The following is a 16,566-nucleotide window of genomic DNA, read 5'->3' as shown; positions in this document are numbered from 1 at the left end:
CGAGAGTAAATCTATGAGCCTGAATCCGAGAGACGTTGTTATTGTCGACTTCGGCCGCAGCCCGATGGGCCGCTCCAAGGGCGGCATGTACCGCAACGTACGTGCTGAAACCCTGTCAGCCAACCTGATCACCGGTGTGCTGGCACGTAACCCGAAGATCGATCCGGCGGAAGTGGAAGATGTAATCTGGGGCTGTGTAAACCAGACCCTGGAGCAGGGCTGGAACATCGCCCGCATGGCATCGCTGATGACCCCTATCCCGCACACCAGCGCAGCGCAGACGGTCAGCCGTCTGTGTGGTTCGTCCATGAGCGCGTTGCACACTGCCGCCCAGGCCATCATGACCGGCAACGGTGATGTGTTTGTGGTCGGTGGTGTGGAGCACATGGGGCACGTCAGCATGATGCACGGGGTTGATCCGAACCCGGCCATGTCGCTGTATGCCGCCAAGGCGTCCGGCATGATGGGCCTGACTGCTGAAATGCTGGGCAAGATGCACGGCATCACCCGCGAGCAGCAGGATGCCTTCGGTGAGCGTTCTCACCGTCTGGCGCACAAGGCGACCGTTGAAGGCAACTTCAAGGACGAGATCATCCCGATGGAAGGTCACGACGAGAACGGCTTCCTGAAACTGTTCACCACTGACGAAACCATTCGCCCGGAAACCACCCTGGAAAGCCTGGCCGCTCTGCGTCCGGCGTTCAATCCCAAGGGCGGCACCGTGACTGCGGGTACTTCTTCGCAGATCACTGACGGCGCTTCGTGCATGATCGTGATGTCTGCCGAGCGCGCCCAGGCCCTGGGTCTGGAGCCACTGGCGGTCATTCGCTCCATGGCAGTGGCTGGTGTTGATCCGGCGATCATGGGTTACGGTCCGGTACCTTCTACCAAGAAGGCGCTCAAGCGCGCTGGACTGAGCATGGACGATGTTGACTTCGTTGAGCTGAACGAAGCCTTCGCCGCACAGGCGCTGCCGGTGCTGAAGGACCTGAAACTGCTCGACAAGATGGAAGAGAAAGTGAACCTGCACGGCGGCGCTATCGCTTTGGGTCACCCCTTTGGTTGCTCCGGTGCGCGTATCTCAGGCACCCTGCTGAACGTGATGAAGCAGAACAGCGGCACCATCGGTATCTCGACCATGTGCGTAGGTCTGGGCCAGGGCATTACTACTGTCTTTGAACGCGTTTAAGACAGTCGGGGTCTGATCAGAGCCGAGGCCTTGTGCCTCGGCTTTTTTATGGCTGGCAGAGCGCCGAATCGCGCTCTGTTCTGAGTAAAGGAGGCGCGCCTATGCGTAGCGGACGGTATCGGCACTATAAAGGAAAGGACTACGAAGTGATTGGCCTGGCCACTCACTCGGAGACCGAAGAGAGGCTGGTGGTTTACCGGACCTTGTACGGCAATTTTGATCTTTGGGTGCGACCGCAGGCGATGTTTGAAGAGATGGTCGAGGTTGACGGCAAAGCATATCCACGCTTTACCTTTATCTGCGAAGACGTGTAGGCTCTGGTCCCTCCGCCCGCCAGCCATATCCATGATGCTGGTGCAGCAGAATCTGTGGGCCATTCAACTAGCTTGAGTCAGGAAAACGATTACCTATGGGAAAAGCACTGGTCATTGTGGAGTCGCCGGCCAAGGCCAAGACAATCAACAAGTACCTTGGCAACGATTTCATCGTGAAGTCGAGTATTGGCCACATTCGTGATTTGCCCACCAGTGGCAGCGCCAAGACCGAGAGCAAACCCAAGGGCGGTCGCAAGGCCGCGCCCGCCAGCGAGCAGGAGAAGCAGGCCAAGGCGCGCGCGCAACTGGTCAAGCGTATGGGCGTCGATCCTGAGAACGGTTGGCAGGCGCACTACGAGATTCTACCCGGCAAGGAAAAGGTGGTAGACGAACTGCGCCGCCTGGCCAAGGACGCCGATACCGTTTACCTCGCGACGGATTTGGACCGTGAAGGGGAGGCGATTGCCTGGCACCTGCGCGAAAGCATTGGCGGCGATGAAGGTCGCTACAAGCGCGTGGTGTTCAACGAAATTACCAAGAAGGCCATTCAGGACGCCTTCTCGAAGCCCGGCGAGCTGGATCTGAACCGGGTCAATGCTCAACAGGCCCGTCGCTTCCTTGACCGTGTAGTCGGCTACATGGTCTCGCCCCTGTTGTGGCAGAAGATTGCCCGCGGTCTGTCGGCCGGACGAGTACAGTCGGTGGCGGTCAAGCTGATTGTGGATCGCGAGCGGGAAATTCGCGCCTTCATTCCAGAAGAGTTCTGGGAAATTCATGCGCAGTTGCATACGCCCAAGGCGGAAGCTGTGCGCTTTGAAGTGGTCAAGCAGTCCGGAGAGGCCTTCAGGCCGACAAACAAGGCGCAGGCGGACGCTGCCCTGGCTCTGTTGAACAAAGCCGATTACCGCGTCCTCAAGCGTGAAGACAAACCGACCAGCTCCCGGCCCAATGCACCCTTTATTACCTCCACCCTGCAACAGGCGGCCAGTACGCGCCTGAGCTTCAGTGTGAAGAAGACCATGATGATGGCCCAGCGGTTGTATGAAGCGGGTTACATCACCTACATGCGTACCGACTCGACCAATCTCTCGGCCGATGCGGTCAGCATGGCGCGCGGCTATATCGAAAAAACCTTCGGCAAGGATTACCTGCCGGAGAAGCCCAACTCCTACAGCAGCAAGGAAGGCGCGCAGGAAGCTCACGAAGCCATTCGTCCTTCGGACGTAAAGCTCAAGCAGACCGACCTCAAGGGTATGGAGCGTGATGCCGAGCGCCTGTATGAACTGATCTGGCGCCAGTTCGTGGCCTGTCAGATGACGCCGGCCAAATATCTGTCTACCAGTATTCAGGTAGGCGCTGGCGATTTTGAGCTGCGCGCCAAGGGCCGGATCCTGAAGTTCGACGGCTACACCAAGGTATTGCCGCAGCAGGGCAAGGGCGGTGAGGATGAAGTACTGCCGGAAATCAATGTGGATGACATGCTTGCCTTGCAGGCGCTGGAGCCCAAGCAGCATTTCACCAAGCCGCCAGCGCGCTATGCCGAAGCTAGTTTGGTGAAGGAATTGGAAAAGCGCGGTATTGGTCGTCCTTCTACCTATGCCTCGATCATTTCGACCATTCAGGATCGGGGTTATGTGACCCTGAACAATCGCCGTTTCTACGCCGAGAAGATGGGCGATATCGTTACTGAGCGACTGGGTGAAAGCTTTCCCAATTTGATGGACTACGGGTTTACCGCGCGCATGGAAGAGTCCCTCGATGACGTTGCCCAGGGCGAAGTCATCTGGAAGCAGGTGTTGGACGATTTCTATGCCGATTTCAGTACCAAGCTGAAGGCAGCGTCCTCCTCGGACGATGACCGCAGTATGCGCGCCAATCAGCCGACGCCCACTGATATCGCGTGCCAGGTCTGTGGTCGGCCGATGATGATTCGTACCGCATCCACTGGCGTGTTCCTCGGTTGTTCAGGTTACGCCCTGCCACCCAAAGAGCGTTGCAAGGAAACCATCAATCTGGTGCCGGGCAACGAAGTGGCCGCCGATGATGACGAAGGTGAGTCGCGGGTATTGCGCGCCAAGCGCCGGTGCCCGATCTGCAGCACCGCGATGGATAGCTACCTGGTAGACGAGAAGCGCAAGCTGCACGTCTGCGGCAACAGTCCCGATTGCAGCGGCTTTGAAGTCGAGACCGGGCAGTTCAAGATCAAGGGCTATGACGGCCCGGTTCTCGAATGCGACAAGTGCGGCAGCGAAATGCAGCTGAAAACCGGCCGTTTCGGCAAGTACTTTGGTTGCACCAACAGCGACTGCAAGAATACCCGTAAGCTGCTCAAGAGCGGGGAGGCGGCACCGCCAAAAATGGACCCGGTGCCCATGCCCGAGCTGAAGTGCGAGAAGGTGGACGACGTCTATATTTTGCGTGATGGCGCCTCGGGTCTGTTCCTGGCGGCCAGCCAGTTCCCCAAGAATCGGGAGACGCGTGCGCCTCTGGTCAAGGAACTGTTGCCGCACAAGAGTGAAATCGACCCCAAGTATCACTTCCTGATGGATGCTCCGGCAGCCGACCCGGACGGTAATCCGACCGTAGTGCGCTATAGTCGAAAAACCAAAGAGCAGTACGTGCAGAGCGAGATCGACGGCAAGCCCAGTGGATGGCGCGCCTTTCACGACGGCAAGAAGTGGTCGGTGGATGATGGCCGCAAGAAAGCCAAGGGTTGAGATAGAACGCCATGGCCAATGAAGTCTATACCCGGACCAATCAAGCCTTGTTCTTTGCCCGCAAGGCATTGGACGCCTGGTCGGAAGCACAGGCATCCGATGCCCTGGATGCCCTGAGTCAGGTTCAGTATCACCGTGAGCATGCTCTGTTTCATTTGTATCGTGGCGTCCTCGCGGTAGTGCATGAGGTGGCTGACCGTTATCGCTGGCCGCTGGTGGACCTTCGGCAGGTGGAGGCAGCGCTGTCGCCCGCTGTGGTAGCGCGTTTTCCGGGGCCGGAACTTGCTGAGCTGACTGAGTTGGCTGAAAACGCCGATACTTGGCTGGCCAAGCTGCTGGCCGCCTGGCAGCAGTTGCAGGCGCCACCGCTGCCAGAGACGGCCGCGCCGACCTTGATCGCCAGCAGCGCGGTCAGGCGTGGCGAGTGGACGCTGGAAGATGGTCAGGAAGGCTGTTCTGCTCTCTCGGAGCGGGTGCGTAGCTATCGCCAAGGCATGATGGAGTGGTAGCGCGGTGCGGTGCTGCGGCCACAGGTGCGCTGTGATACACTGCGCGCCTGCATTACAGGAGACCAGATCAGATGCCTTCACCCTTTCTTGAGATCGTAGAGCTAGCCAACGGCAAGGTGGCCCTGCGTCGCTCCGATGAAGAGGGAGAGCCCTTGCTGGTAATCGAGTTCTCGGTTGATGCCAAGGACTACCTGCAAGGCAACTACATTGAGGTGGCCAAGGCCATGATCAGCGCTGGCATGCAGATGGCTGGTCAGATGATGGACGAGGACGACGACGAACATATCCCGGAAGATCGGGTGCTGCACTGAGGTTTGCCTGACGTCCAGTCAGCTCTGGACACATCTGCCGCACTCCCTGTGACGTTTTGCCTAAAAGCAATAAAGCAAACGCAGAGAAACAGATAAAGGCCGCAGGTCCATGACCTTGCGGCTTTTTTATTGTGGCTCAGACTGCCTGCAGGCGTACGTTCAGGCTGCGGCAGCGTCCGATCTGCGCAGCGCGCTCCAGTCGCGGCGCAGTGCTGGCGTCGGGGGCCAGCCAGCTCACCACGGTGTGACTGCCACCCAGCTTGAGCAGGTCGCAGCAGAGTTTGGTGGCGTCCATGCCCGGCTTGGAGCGCACTATCATGATGCGTGAAGGGTCAAGGTCGGCGTTACGCAGCCACTGATTGCTCAGGCTCGCTGGCGGATCGATCAGTGTCAGCCAGCGTGGAGCTGCGCTGTTGCTGAGATCGCGCAGTACCGGCGCAAGCCATTGCAGGCACTGTCGGGTGGCGCCCTGCAGACTTATTTCACTGAAGCCGTATTCCTGCTCTTCTGGAGCGGCAGGGGCTTTTTGTGGCTGCGGGCGGAAAAAATGGCTGTGTTCCACGCGGGTCGCCATCAAGGCGTTATGAAACAGGTCAGCCTGGGTCAGTGTGTGTTGGTCAGGGCGGGCGTACTGCATTCTCAGCTCCTCAGCGACGGATCACACCGACGCTCAAACCTTCGATGGTAAGTTCCTGTTCGGCCAGATTGATTTCAATCGGCTTGAATTCGGGGTTCTCGGCAATCAGCGAAACCTTGCGGCCCTGCTTTTGAAAGCGCTTCACGGTAACTTCATCGCCGATGCGCGCAACCACCACCTGGCCGTTTCGCGCCTCACTGGTACGGTGTACCGCCAGCAGGTCGCCATCCATGATGCCGATATCCTTCATGCTTTCGCCTTTTACGCGCAGCAGATAGTCGGCGCGGGGGTGAAAGAAACCGGGGTCGATATGGCAATGATCTTCAATATTCTCCAGTGCCAATAGCGGTGCGCCAGCGGCAACGCGGCCGATAACGGGCAGGCGATCATCATTGGCTTCCGGTTCATCGGGCAGACGGATGCCGCGCGAAGCACCAGGTATCATCTCGATGGCACCTTTTTTGGCCAGCGCACGCAGGTGATCTTCGGCGGCATTGGGCGACTTGAAGCCCAGGGTTTTGGCGATGTCTACCCGGGTAGGTGGGTAGCCATTGCCATCCATGTATTCCTTGATGAAGGCCAGTACCTGCTGTTGTCGTGCGGTAAGCTTCTGCATGGAGATGAGCCTGTTTGTTTATCCAGTAGCTGTGATTATATACAGTTGTTGAGGGTGGGCAACCCCCTTGATGAGGAAAACTCGTAGTGGGGTTGGCGAGAGCGACATTTAGTGCGACAGTGCGTTTAGTTCGCACAAGCTTGACAGGGTATTTGTTTTAAACGTATGTTTGAAACAATTGTTTGCACCCTGGGGGCCGCATGGCGCAGTCTGATACCGTTAAACGCATACTGGATGCAGCAGAGCAGCTGTTCGCCGAGAAAGGCTTTGCCGAAACCTCGTTGCGTCTGATTACCAGCAAGGCTGGCGTCAATCTGGCTGCGGTCAATTATCACTTCGGCTCGAAGAAATCGCTGATTCAAGCGGTCTTCGTGCGCTTTCTGGATCCCTTTGTCAGCAGCCTTGAGCGCGAGCTGGATTTGCATGAGCAGCGCGGCGATCTGCGCCAGTTGAGTCTGGAGTCGCTGCTGGAAATGCTGGTTGACCAGGCCCTGACCGTCAAGCCGCGTAGCGGCAACGATCTCTCTACCTTCATGCGTTTGCTCGGCCTGGCGTTCAGCCAGAGTCAGGGGCATCTGCGCAAATATCTTGCCGAGGTGTACGGCAAGGTTTTCCAGCGCTATATGGCATTGGTGGTGAGCGCGGTACCCAGCATTCCTCCGCAGGAGGTTTTCTGGCGCGTGCATTTCATGCTGGGTAGTGCTGCATTTACCATGTCGAGCATGAAGGCCCTGCGTGCCATCGCCGAGGCCGAGTTTGCCGAACATCGCGCAGTGGACGAGGTGCTGCGTCTGATGGTGCCATTCCTGGCAGCGGGCATGCGCGCCGACAGTCTGCCTGCCAAGACCTTCGAGATGAAAAGCGCCGCCGTTTAGTGCCTTGCCCTTACCTCATGCTGCCTGATCCGTTATCGTGTGCGCTGATAACGGAGATGAGCATGCAGCTGGATCACATTCACATATCTATTGCCGCGCAGCAGCTCACCGGCTATGGCGCCGGGCGAGTGTTATGCCGCTATCCTGTCTCTACTGCACTGAGTGGCGCGGGTGAGCGCTCGGGCTCGGGTTGCACGCCGCGAGGCGAACACAGGGTTCGCGCGCGCATTGGCGAGGGTCAGCCACTGGGTGCCGTGTACATTGGTCGCCGGCCGACCGGTGAGATATGGTCGCCGGCGTTGGCAGCAGCGCATCCGCAGCGTGACTGGATACTCACCCGCATACTCTGGTTATGCGGCAACACGCCGGGTTTCAATCGCGGCGGTGAGGTGGATTCGCAGCGCCGCTACATCTATCTGCACGGCACTGGCGATGATCAGCCGATGGGGCAACCCTTGTCGCACGGCTGTGTTCGCCTGCGTAACGCCGACATCCTGGAGTTGTTCGACCTCACCCCTGCAGGCTGTACCGTTCAGATAGACGCAGACTGAGCGTTCTGTTCCGAGTTTTTACCGGGAGATATTCGTTTGAAACACGCTTCTTTGATGCTGGATTTGCCGGGTCTGTGGCTGGAGTCGGCCGATCGCGCTTTGCTGCGTCAGCCGCAGGTTGGTGGCCTGATTCTGTTTGCGCGCAATACTGAATCGCCTCGGCAGGTACGTGAACTGGTACGCTCCATTCGTGCGGTGCGGCCCGATATGCTGATTGCCATCGACCAGGAAGGCGGGCGGGTGCAGCGTCTGCGCCGTGGCGTGCAGCGCCTGCCGGCATTGGCTGACATTGCCCGCAAGGGCGGCGAGCAAGCGGCTGCGGCCGCGCGCGCGGCCGGTTGGCTGATGGCCACTGAAATGCTGGCTTGCGGGGTGGATATCAGTTTCGCTCCGGTGCTGGATCTTGATTACGGGCGCAGCCAAGTGATCGGTAACCGCTCCCTGGGCAGTCATCCGGAACAGGTCAGCTTTTTAGCCAGCGCCTATATCGACGGCCTGACCCAGGCAGGAATGGCTGCCACCGGCAAGCATTTCCCCGGCCATGGCTGGGCTGAAGCCGATTCACATTTTGCGCTGCCGGTCGATGAGCGCAGCGAGGCGCAGATTCGGGATGCCGATTTCAAACCTTTTGCGCTGCTGGCCGACCGCCTGGGCGGGATGATGCCAGCGCACGTGGTGTATTCGCAGGTCGACAGCTCGCCCGCCGGCTTCTCCCGCTATTGGCTGCAGACAGTGCTGCGTGAGGAGCTTGGGTTCACCGGGGTGATTTTTAGCGACGACCTGACCATGGCCGGTGCTCATGCTGTGGGTGGCATACCCCAGCGCATCGACGCTGCCGTCACGGCGGGTTGCGACATGTTGCTGATCTGCAATGATCGCGGCGCCGCCGAGCAGGGACTGGCGCATGCCCAGGCGCTGAAATTGCTACCGCCCGCAGGCCTTGCGCGTATGCGTGCTGAGCGCACGGTGCCTGCCGACTACAAGGCGAGCCCGGAATGGGGCGAGCATTATTCCTTACTCAGAGAGCTGGATCTGGTTTGATGGAAACGATTGATGAGCTGACGGCGCAACTGAATCTTGAACAGTTGCCGCTGATTGGAGAAACCTGGATCTACCAGGTCTTTGCCGTGGTGCTGGCTGCCCTGGTGGCGGCCTACGTGGTCAAGCGGATACTGGATCACGTCGAAGTCCGGGCGCAAAGGACCCACAACATGTGGGATGACGCGCTGGTCTATGCGGCGCGGCGTCCGGCCTGGGTGGCTATCTGGTCGATGGGGCTGTTGTGGGCGTCGAGAATCACCGCGCACCAGATGGACGAAGGCTTGGCGCAGGTGCTGGATCAGATCCAACGTATTCTACTCATAGCCTTGCTGTGCTGGTTCATTCTGCGCTTGATGAAACAGATCGAAGAGCGGTTGGTGGATCCGCGCTATCGCGAAAAGCCGGTGGACCAGACCACCGTCAGCGCCATCGGCAAGTTGCTGCGTGCTTCGGTAATCATTACCGCTGCTCTGGTGGTATTGCAGTCACTGGGCTACAGCGTTTCGGGTGTGCTGGCCTTTGGTGGTATCGGTGGCATTGCCGTCGGTTTCGCCGCCAAGGATCTGCTGGCCAACTTTTTTGGCGGGCTGATGATCTATCTTGATCGTCCCTTTGCTGTGGGAGACTGGGTACGTTCGCCGGATCGGGACATCGAGGGGACAGTGGAGCACATCGGCTGGCGGCTGACGCGTATTCGTACCTTCGACAAGCGTCCTCTCTACGTACCCAACGCCATCTTCAACAACATAGTGGTACAGAACCCTTCGCGCATGACTCACAGGCGTATCTACGAGCACATTGGCATTCGTTATGCGGATATCGGCCACATGGAGCCGATTGTGCACAAGGTGCGTGAGATGCTGAAGGGGCATGAGGATATCGATCAGGATCAGACGCAGATGGTCTTCTTCGACCGTTGCGCGCCGTCCTCGGTAGATTTCTTCATTTACTGCTTTACCACCCCGGTCTGGGCCGAATATCACCGAGTGAAAGAGGATGTGCTGCTGAAGATCCTGACGATTATAGAAGATCACGAAGCGCAGGTAGCCTTTCCCACATCCACGCTGCATCTGCCGGATCCGCTTTCCCTGCGCACCGCGGCTGCGACAGATGACCAGCAGTCGAAGCCGCGAGCTCAGGTTCAGGCGCCTGATCGGAGTCCGGTATGAGTTGGGGAATCATTGGCGGCACCGGGCTGACCGAGCTGGCAGGTCTGGAATTGCTAGGGCAGGACTGGCCGGACACGCCTTTCGGCAAGCCATCTGCGCCCCTGGTGCACGGCCGCATGGGTGAGCAGGAGGTGATCTTTCTGGCGCGCCACGGCAAGCCGCATTGCATACCACCGCACCGGATCAACTACCGGGCCAATCTCTGGGCGCTGAAAGCGGCAGGTGCGCAGCGAATTGTGGCAGTCAATGCCGTGGGCGGGATTCATCCGGCACTGGGCACGGGCGTCTTTTGCGTGCCGGATCAAATTATTGATTACACCTGGGGTAGGGCCTCGAGTTTCTTTGAGGATGATCTGGAGCACGTGGTGCACGTCGATTTCTCCTGGCCCTACGACGCCGAGCTGTCGCAGCGGCTGGTAGGCATACTGCAACAGCACAAACTGCCGCATCATCCGGGCGGTGTCTATGCCGCTACCCAGGGGCCGCGCCTTGAAACGGCGGCCGAGATCGCCCGTATGGAGCGCGATGGCGCTGATCTCGTGGGGATGACCGGCATGCCGGAAGCGGCACTGGCACGAGAACTGGAACTGCCCTATGCCTGTCTGGCGTTGGTGGTGAATCCGGCTGCTGGCAAGTCGGACGAGTTGATCACCATGGCCGCCATAGAGGCGGTGATAACTCAAGGCATGAGTCAGGTCAAAGAGGTACTGGTGGCGCTCATCGACCGCTGATCAGGGCAGGGTAGGGCAAACGGCGCAACGCGCCGCTCGCCCCGGGCTATCGCCAGCCGCTTAGCGACTGACGCGGACCAGCATTCCCAGGCTCTGATGATCCAGGTAGTGGGTTTCATTAAGACGCAGCGCGCGGCGTTGATGCAGATTTTCGGATATGACCGAAGCGCCGCTCATCTGTACGTCATTGGCGTTGCGATTGCGCCAGAACGAGACGGCAACTTCCATCAGCTTGTCCTGGCTCAGATTCACCAGTCCCTGGACAGGGTAGATGCCGTTGTCAGCTTGCCCCTTGCTCAGGGCCAGATCCAGGTTGTTGTCCAGCGGCTGTGACCAGGCCTGGTGCAGATAAATCTGGTAACCCTTCTGTTCCAGCTTGCGGACATCCTGATCGAGCTGATAACGGGTCGGATCTATGGCGCGCACATCGCTGCGGGTCGTGTCATCCAGCTTGACGGCGTTCTCGGCCCAATCCAGATCGGGCGGGGTGCCGGCTACCAGCGGGGCTGAAGGCTGACCAAAGAAGACCACCTCGACCAGGTATTCATCGGCTGATTGCGCCAATGCCAGGGTGCTCGCCAGGGAGGCCAACAATACCAGGCCGATCTTCTTGCACAAGTGTTTCATGGGCGTTTTCCTTTGCCTTTCGGGGTTGTTTCCTGTGGCGCTTGCGCCAGTCGGTCGAGTAAAGCCTCTACGGTATTGAGGCGCAGTTCAGCGCCGCCCATGGGGGCATTGAAGCGGAATACGGTGGCACCTTCAAGCCGGTAGCGCTGCGGATTATCCTGAATCATGCGCACCAGTACCATGGGGTCGATCTCGGTTTGCGCGCCAAATTCGATACGCCCATGCTCGGCGCCCACATCTACCTTGGTAATGCCGAGTGGCTCGCAGCGCAATTTGAGGGCGGTGACGCGGAACAGCGTCTTCACCTGCTCGGGCAGCAGGCCAAAGCGGTCGATCATTTCCACCTGCAGGTCTTTCAGTGTTTCGTCATCGGTGGCGTTGGCAATGCGCTTGTAGAGAATCAGTCGCGCGTGTACATCCGGCAGATAATCGTCGGGGATCAGCGCGGCCAGACGCAGGTTGATGTCCGGGCCGCCGCCCAGTGGCTGGTCCAGCTCCGGTTGCTTGCCCTGCTTGATGGCCTTGACGGCGCGCTCGAGCATTTCCATGTACAAGGTGAAGCCGACCGCCTGGATCTGGCCACTCTGTCCGTCGCCCAGCAATTCGCCAGCGCCGCGGATTTCCAGGTCGTGGGTGGCCAGGGTGAAGCCGGCCCCCAGATCCTGCGCGAGGGCAATGGCCTCCAGGCGCTTCTCGGCGTCGCGAGTGACCTTCTTGCCGTCCGGCGTCAGCAGATAGGCGTAGGCCTGGTGATGGCTGCGGCCCACCCGCCCGCGCAGCTGGTGCAGTTGGGCCAGGCCGAACTTGTCGGCGCGCTCGATGATGATGGTGTTGGCGCTGGGTACATCGATACCGGTCTCAATAATGGTGGTGGTCACGAGAATATTGAAGCGGCGGTGATAGAAGTCGCGCATCACCTGCTCCAGAGCGCGCTCGGGCATCTGCCCGTGGCTGACCGCAATGCGCGCCTCGGGAATCAGCTCGGCCAGGTCGGCAGCGCATTTTTCAATGGTCTGCACTTCATTGTGCAGGTAGTACACCTGCCCGCCGCGCAACAGCTCGCGCAATATGGCTTCCTTGAGCACCGGTTTCTGCTGGGTCATGACGAAGGTCTTGACCGACAATCGCCGTGCCGGTGGCGTAGCGATGATCGACAGGTCGCGCATGCCCGAAAACGACATGTTGAGTGTGCGCGGAATCGGCGTGGCGGTCAGCGTCAGCACGTCTACTTCGCTGCGCAGGGTCTTCAGCTGTTCCTTCTGGCGGACGCCGAAACGGTGTTCTTCGTCAATGATAACCAGCCCGAGATCCTTGAACTTGACATCTTCCTGCAACAGCTTGTGGGTGCCGATCATGATGTCGACCTTGCCCTCAGCCAGCTCCTGGACCGCTGCCTTGACCTCCTTGGCAGACTTGAAGCGGGACATTACCTCAACCTTCACCGGCCAGTTGGCAAAGCGGTCCTTGAAGCTGTTGTAGTGCTGCTGGGCGAGCAGGGTGGTGGGCACCAGTACGGCCACCTGTTTGCCGCTGTGCACAGCGAGGAAGGCGGCGCGCATGGCGACTTCGGTCTTGCCAAAGCCCACGTCGCCACAGACCAGGCGATCCATCGGCTGCGGGTTGGTCATATCCTGCAGCACGGCGGTGATGGCGGCTTCCTGATCGGCGGTTTCCTCGAAGGGGAAGTCGTCGGCAAAGCTCTGGTAGTCGCGCTCCGGTGCGCTGAAACTGAAACCCTGCCGTGCCGCACGCCGCGCGTATACGTCCAGCAGCTCGGCGGCCACATCGCGCACTTTCTCGGCCGCCTTGCGCTTGGCTTTCTGCCAGGTTTCGGAGCCCAGACGATGCAGCGGGGCGTTTTCGTCCTCGGAGCCGGAGTAGCGTGCGATCAGATGCAGGTTGGCCACCGGGACGTAAAGCTTGGCGTCGTCCGCGTACTCCAGCATCAGGAATTCGGTCTGCTGGTCTTCAACGGTGAGGTTGGTCAGGCCCAAGTAGCGGCCCACACCGTGGTCAATATGCACCACGGGTGCGCCTTCTCGCAGCTCGGTCAGGTTGCGGATAATGGCGTCGCCCATATCCGTGGCCTTGCCGCGGCGGCGCCGCTGCATTACACGCTGGCCAAACAGCTGGCTTTCGGCGATCACGGCCACCGCTGGTGAACGCGTCAGCAGCCCCTGATCAAGCGGCGCTATGGTCAGTGCCAGCGAATGATCGCTGGTAATGAAATCCAGCCAGCTGTCGACCTGCTGCGGGCGTTGCTCGATGCGCGCCAACAGCTCAATCAAGGCCTCACGGCGGCCGGCCGTTTCGGCGACGAACAGGGTGCGGCCATTGTGCGCCTGCAAGAAGCGCTGCAGGGCTTGCAGCGGGTTGTCGAGCTTGTTGTCGATAGGTAGCTCGGGCGGCGGCAGGCCGCCTAGATCTTCCCCGCGCTCGCCATCTCCCAGCTCGCTCTGGTGGCAAATGGTGCGCGCAAAGGCCTTGATGCGGGCAAAGCACTCTTCTACCGGCAGGAAAAGCTCAGCGGGCGGCAGCAGTGGGCGCGTCGGGTCCACACCCTGCTCGCTGTGGCGGTTGCGAACATCGGTCCAGAAGTGCTCGGCGCTGCCCTCGATGCCCGGCATGGTGAACAGCTGGGTGTTGGCTGGAAGATAGTCGAACAGGCTGCCGAGCTCCTCGAAGAATAGCGGCAGGTAATACTCGATGCCGGGCGGTACCAGGCCTTCGCTAAGGTCCTGATACAGCGGGCAGCGGCGATGATCGATCTCGAAGCGCTCACGAAAACGGGCGCGAAAGCCGGTCAGCGCCGATTTGTCGAGCGGGAACTCCTTGGCCGGCAACAGGTGGATGCGCTCCACCTTGTCGATCGAGCGCTGGCTTTCCGGGTCAAAGGTGCGCAGAGTTTCGATTTCATCGTCGAACAAGTCGATGCGATAGGGCAGTTTGCTGCCCATGGGATAGAGATCGAGCAGCGCGCCGCGCACGGCGTAGTCGCCGTGTTCATACACGGTATCCACGCAGCGGTAGCCTGCGGCATCCAGGTTGAGCCGCATCTGGTCGATATCCAGACGCTGGCCCAGCTCGAGCATCAGCACCGAGCCGCCGAGAAAGCTGCGCGGCGGCAAGCGGTGCAGCAGGGTGGTCATGGGCACCACCAGGATGCCCTGGGTTACCTGGGGCAGTTGGAACAGGGTGCGCAGACGTTGCGAGATGATGTCTTGGTGCGGCGAGAAACGGTCGTAGGGCAGGGTTTCCCAGTCCGGAAAGCTGAGTACGGGCAGCTCGGGTGAGAAGAAGCGCAGTTCCTGTTCCAGGCTGTCGCCCGTGGACGTATCGGTGCTGATCACCAGGCTGAGGCCCTGATGCCGCGAAGCGGCTTCGGCTATCGCCAGGGCGCGCGAGGCGCCATGCAAGCCAGTCCAGTGCAGTTTGGTACCTGGGCCTTTGGCGAGCGGGGGAGAAAGCAGGGAAGTATCAGCAGGCATGCAATTGGCTCATGTGGTCATATTTCATGGCGCTGACTCAATCGGTCGAAACTATTTAATCGGTTTCAATCGGTTGAAACAACGCCTTGCAAAGAGGGTCAAGTGTAACGTCCTCAGTCGCACTGTGCTCATTCTCTGCCTTGTTTTTGGGTGAGTGATTGCCTCGCGAGGCCGCTGACAGCATAATATGCGCCCTTTAGTTATCAAGACTTGGAAGGTAAAGCCGTGACTCAAGCCCAATTCGAGCAGTGTCTGGAAAGCTGGACGGATCGTGAAGCGACCGCCGAAGCCATGATTCCTCTGATCGGTCGTCTGTACCGGGAGCACAATGTGGTGACGTCCATTTATGGTCGTGGCCTGGTCAATCGCTCGGTTATCAGCCTGCTGAAGTCGCACCGTTTCGCCCGTCAGATCGATGACACCGAGCTGTCGGTGCATGACACCTTCCCGGTGATCCAGGCCCTGCTGGAACTGGATCTGGGGCCCGCTTCCATCGACCTGGCTCGCCTGGTCAACAAGTTCCGCCAGAGCGGTAACGATGACTTGAATGCCTTCCTGCGTGAAGAGCTGAGCTCTGTCATTGGTCACGCCGGCGAGCGCCGTCAGGGTCGCGACGTGGTGCTCTACGGCTTTGGTCGTATCGGTCGTCTGCTGGCTCGCATCATGATCGAAAAGTCCGGCGCCGGCGATGGCCTGCGTCTGCGCGCCATTGTCGTGCGCAAGGGGGCTACCAATGATCTGGCCAAGCGCGCCAGCCTGCTGCGCCGCGATTCGGTGCACGGCTCCTTCCAGGGCACCATCACTATTGATGAAGAAAACAACACCCTGACCGCCAATGGCAACCTGATTCAGGTGATCTACGCCAGCGACCCCACCAGCATCGACTACACCAGCTACGGCATTGAAGACGCAATCATTGTCGACAACACCGGTGTGTGGCGCGATGAGGCGGGCCTGTCCCAGCACCTGCAGTGCAAGGGTGCCAGCCAGGTTGTGCTGACTGCGCCGGGCAAGGGCGACCTGAAAAACATCGTGCATGGCATCAACCACGCAGCGATCACGCCTGAAGACAAGATCATTTCTGCCGCCTCCTGTACCACCAACGCCATTGTGCCGGTACTCAAGGCGATCAACGACAAGTACGGCATCGTCAACGGCCACGTTGAGACCGTGCACTCCTACACCAACGACCAGAACCTGATCGACAATTTCCACAAGGGTAATCGTCGGGGTCGCAGTGCGGCGCTGAACATGGTTATCACCGAGACCGGTGCGGCCAAGGCCGTTGCGAAGGCGCTGCCGGAGCTGGCGGGCAAGCTGAGCGGCAACGCCATTCGGGTGCCGACGCCGAATGTCTCCATGGCTATTCTCAACCTGAACCTGGAAAAATCGACCGATCGCGATGAGGTGAACGAGTACTTGCGTCACATGGCGTTGCACTCCGACCTGCACAAGCAGATTGACTTCACCAATTCGGTAGAGGTGGTTTCGTCCGACTTTGTGGGCTCACGCCACGCCGGCGTGGTCGATGCGGAAGCTACCATCTGCAACGACAATCGCGTGATTCTGTACGTCTGGTATGACAACGAGTTTGGTTACAGCTGTCAGGTCGTGCGTATTCTGGAAGACATGGCTCACGTCAATCCTCCAGCCTTTCCGGTCTGATTGCCGGTCTGACTGATAAGTGCTGCAAAAAAAGGCGCCTCGGCGCCTTTCAGACTGCTGACAAAGCCCTGGCTCTTTAGCCGGGGCTTTGTTTTTATATGGGCACTCCAGAATGTCAGGGTATTG

At 59.5% G+C, this 16,566-nt stretch carries 15 protein-coding genes; 11 read left to right on the top strand and 4 right to left on the bottom strand.

Annotation, left to right across the window (positions count from 1 at the left end):
• Window positions 1-13 precede the first annotated feature (13 nt).
• From fadA to V7756_RS14235, 5 genes are all read left to right on the top strand, one after another.
• Window positions 14-1,189 (top strand): acetyl-CoA C-acyltransferase FadA, encoded by a 1,176-nt coding sequence (gene fadA / locus V7756_RS14255; RefSeq protein WP_335610857.1) that lies wholly within the window; start codon window positions 14-16, stop codon window positions 1,187-1,189.
• Between the two features lie 101 nt (window positions 1,190-1,290).
• Window positions 1,291-1,503 (top strand): DUF1653 domain-containing protein, encoded by a 213-nt coding sequence (locus V7756_RS14250; RefSeq protein WP_335610856.1) that lies wholly within the window; start codon window positions 1,291-1,293, stop codon window positions 1,501-1,503.
• Window positions 1,504-1,598: 95 nt separating this feature from the next.
• The gene (gene topA / locus V7756_RS14245; RefSeq protein ID WP_335610855.1) at window positions 1,599-4,220 is read left to right on the top strand and encodes a type I DNA topoisomerase; all 2,622 of its coding nucleotides are present in this window, start codon (window positions 1,599-1,601) and stop codon (window positions 4,218-4,220) included.
• 11 nt (window positions 4,221-4,231) lie between these two features.
• Complete coding sequence (locus V7756_RS14240; RefSeq protein ID WP_335610854.1) at window positions 4,232-4,729, top strand: DUF6586 family protein; 498 nt, start codon at window positions 4,232-4,234, stop codon at window positions 4,727-4,729.
• 71 nt (window positions 4,730-4,800) lie between these two features.
• Window positions 4,801-5,040: a hypothetical protein gene (locus tag V7756_RS14235; RefSeq protein ID WP_335610853.1), complete on the top strand. Its 240-nt coding sequence runs from the start codon at window positions 4,801-4,803 to the stop codon at window positions 5,038-5,040.
• A gap of 136 nt (window positions 5,041-5,176) precedes the next feature.
• On the opposite strand, the gene sulA is transcribed toward V7756_RS14235, so the two are convergent.
• Together sulA and lexA are read right to left on the bottom strand one after the other, a co-directional pair.
• On the bottom strand, window positions 5,177-5,677 hold the full coding sequence (gene sulA, locus V7756_RS14230) for an SOS-induced cell division inhibitor SulA (RefSeq protein ID WP_335610852.1): 501 nt from the start codon (window positions 5,675-5,677) through the stop codon (window positions 5,177-5,179).
• 10 nt (window positions 5,678-5,687) lie between these two features.
• Window positions 5,688-6,293: a transcriptional repressor LexA gene (lexA, locus tag V7756_RS14225; RefSeq protein WP_335610851.1), complete on the bottom strand. Its 606-nt coding sequence runs from the start codon at window positions 6,291-6,293 to the stop codon at window positions 5,688-5,690.
• A 200-nt stretch (window positions 6,294-6,493) separates the two neighbouring features.
• Between lexA and V7756_RS14220 the strand changes: the two genes are divergently transcribed.
• From V7756_RS14220 to V7756_RS14200, 5 genes are all read left to right on the top strand, one after another.
• Window positions 6,494-7,168 (top strand): TetR/AcrR family transcriptional regulator, encoded by a 675-nt coding sequence (locus V7756_RS14220; protein ID WP_335610850.1) that lies wholly within the window; start codon window positions 6,494-6,496, stop codon window positions 7,166-7,168.
• A gap of 62 nt (window positions 7,169-7,230) precedes the next feature.
• Window positions 7,231-7,719 (top strand): L,D-transpeptidase, encoded by a 489-nt coding sequence (locus tag V7756_RS14215; protein WP_335610849.1) that lies wholly within the window; start codon window positions 7,231-7,233, stop codon window positions 7,717-7,719.
• A gap of 54 nt (window positions 7,720-7,773) precedes the next feature.
• On the top strand, window positions 7,774-8,760 hold the full coding sequence (nagZ, locus tag V7756_RS14210) for a beta-N-acetylhexosaminidase (RefSeq protein ID WP_335610916.1): 987 nt from the start codon (window positions 7,774-7,776) through the stop codon (window positions 8,758-8,760).
• Window positions 8,760-9,929 (top strand): mechanosensitive ion channel family protein, encoded by a 1,170-nt coding sequence (locus V7756_RS14205; protein WP_335610848.1) that lies wholly within the window; start codon window positions 8,760-8,762, stop codon window positions 9,927-9,929. The genes nagZ and V7756_RS14205 overlap by 1 nt, the downstream gene beginning before the upstream one ends.
• A complete protein-coding gene (locus tag V7756_RS14200; protein ID WP_335610847.1) occupies window positions 9,926-10,660 on the top strand; it encodes an S-methyl-5'-thioinosine phosphorylase in 735 nt (244 codons plus the stop codon). The genes V7756_RS14205 and V7756_RS14200 overlap by 4 nt, the downstream gene beginning before the upstream one ends.
• A 60-nt stretch (window positions 10,661-10,720) precedes the next feature.
• On the opposite strand, the gene V7756_RS14195 is transcribed toward V7756_RS14200, so the two are convergent.
• Complete coding sequence (locus V7756_RS14195) at window positions 10,721-11,287, bottom strand: CsiV family protein (RefSeq protein WP_335610846.1); 567 nt, start codon at window positions 11,285-11,287, stop codon at window positions 10,721-10,723.
• Window positions 11,284-14,775 carry a transcription-repair coupling factor gene (mfd, locus tag V7756_RS14190; RefSeq protein WP_335610845.1) on the bottom strand — a complete coding sequence of 1,164 codons (3,492 nt, stop codon included), beginning with the start codon at window positions 14,773-14,775 and terminating at the stop codon, window positions 11,284-11,286. Before mfd ends, V7756_RS14195 begins: the two co-directional genes overlap by 4 nt.
• A 225-nt stretch (window positions 14,776-15,000) precedes the next feature.
• On the opposite strand from mfd, the gene V7756_RS14185 reads away from it, so the two are divergent.
• Window positions 15,001-16,440, top strand: coding sequence for a glyceraldehyde-3-phosphate dehydrogenase (locus tag V7756_RS14185; protein ID WP_335610844.1), 1,440 nt, complete (start codon window positions 15,001-15,003; stop codon window positions 16,438-16,440).
• Window positions 16,441-16,566 lie beyond the last annotated feature (126 nt).

The sequence above is a fragment of the Halopseudomonas sp. genome (assembly GCF_036961105.1).
Lineage (GTDB): Bacteria > Pseudomonadota > Gammaproteobacteria > Pseudomonadales > Pseudomonadaceae > Halopseudomonas.
The sequence above is the reverse complement of the archived record's forward strand: the minus strand, read 5'-3'. Positions and strand labels throughout refer to the sequence as shown.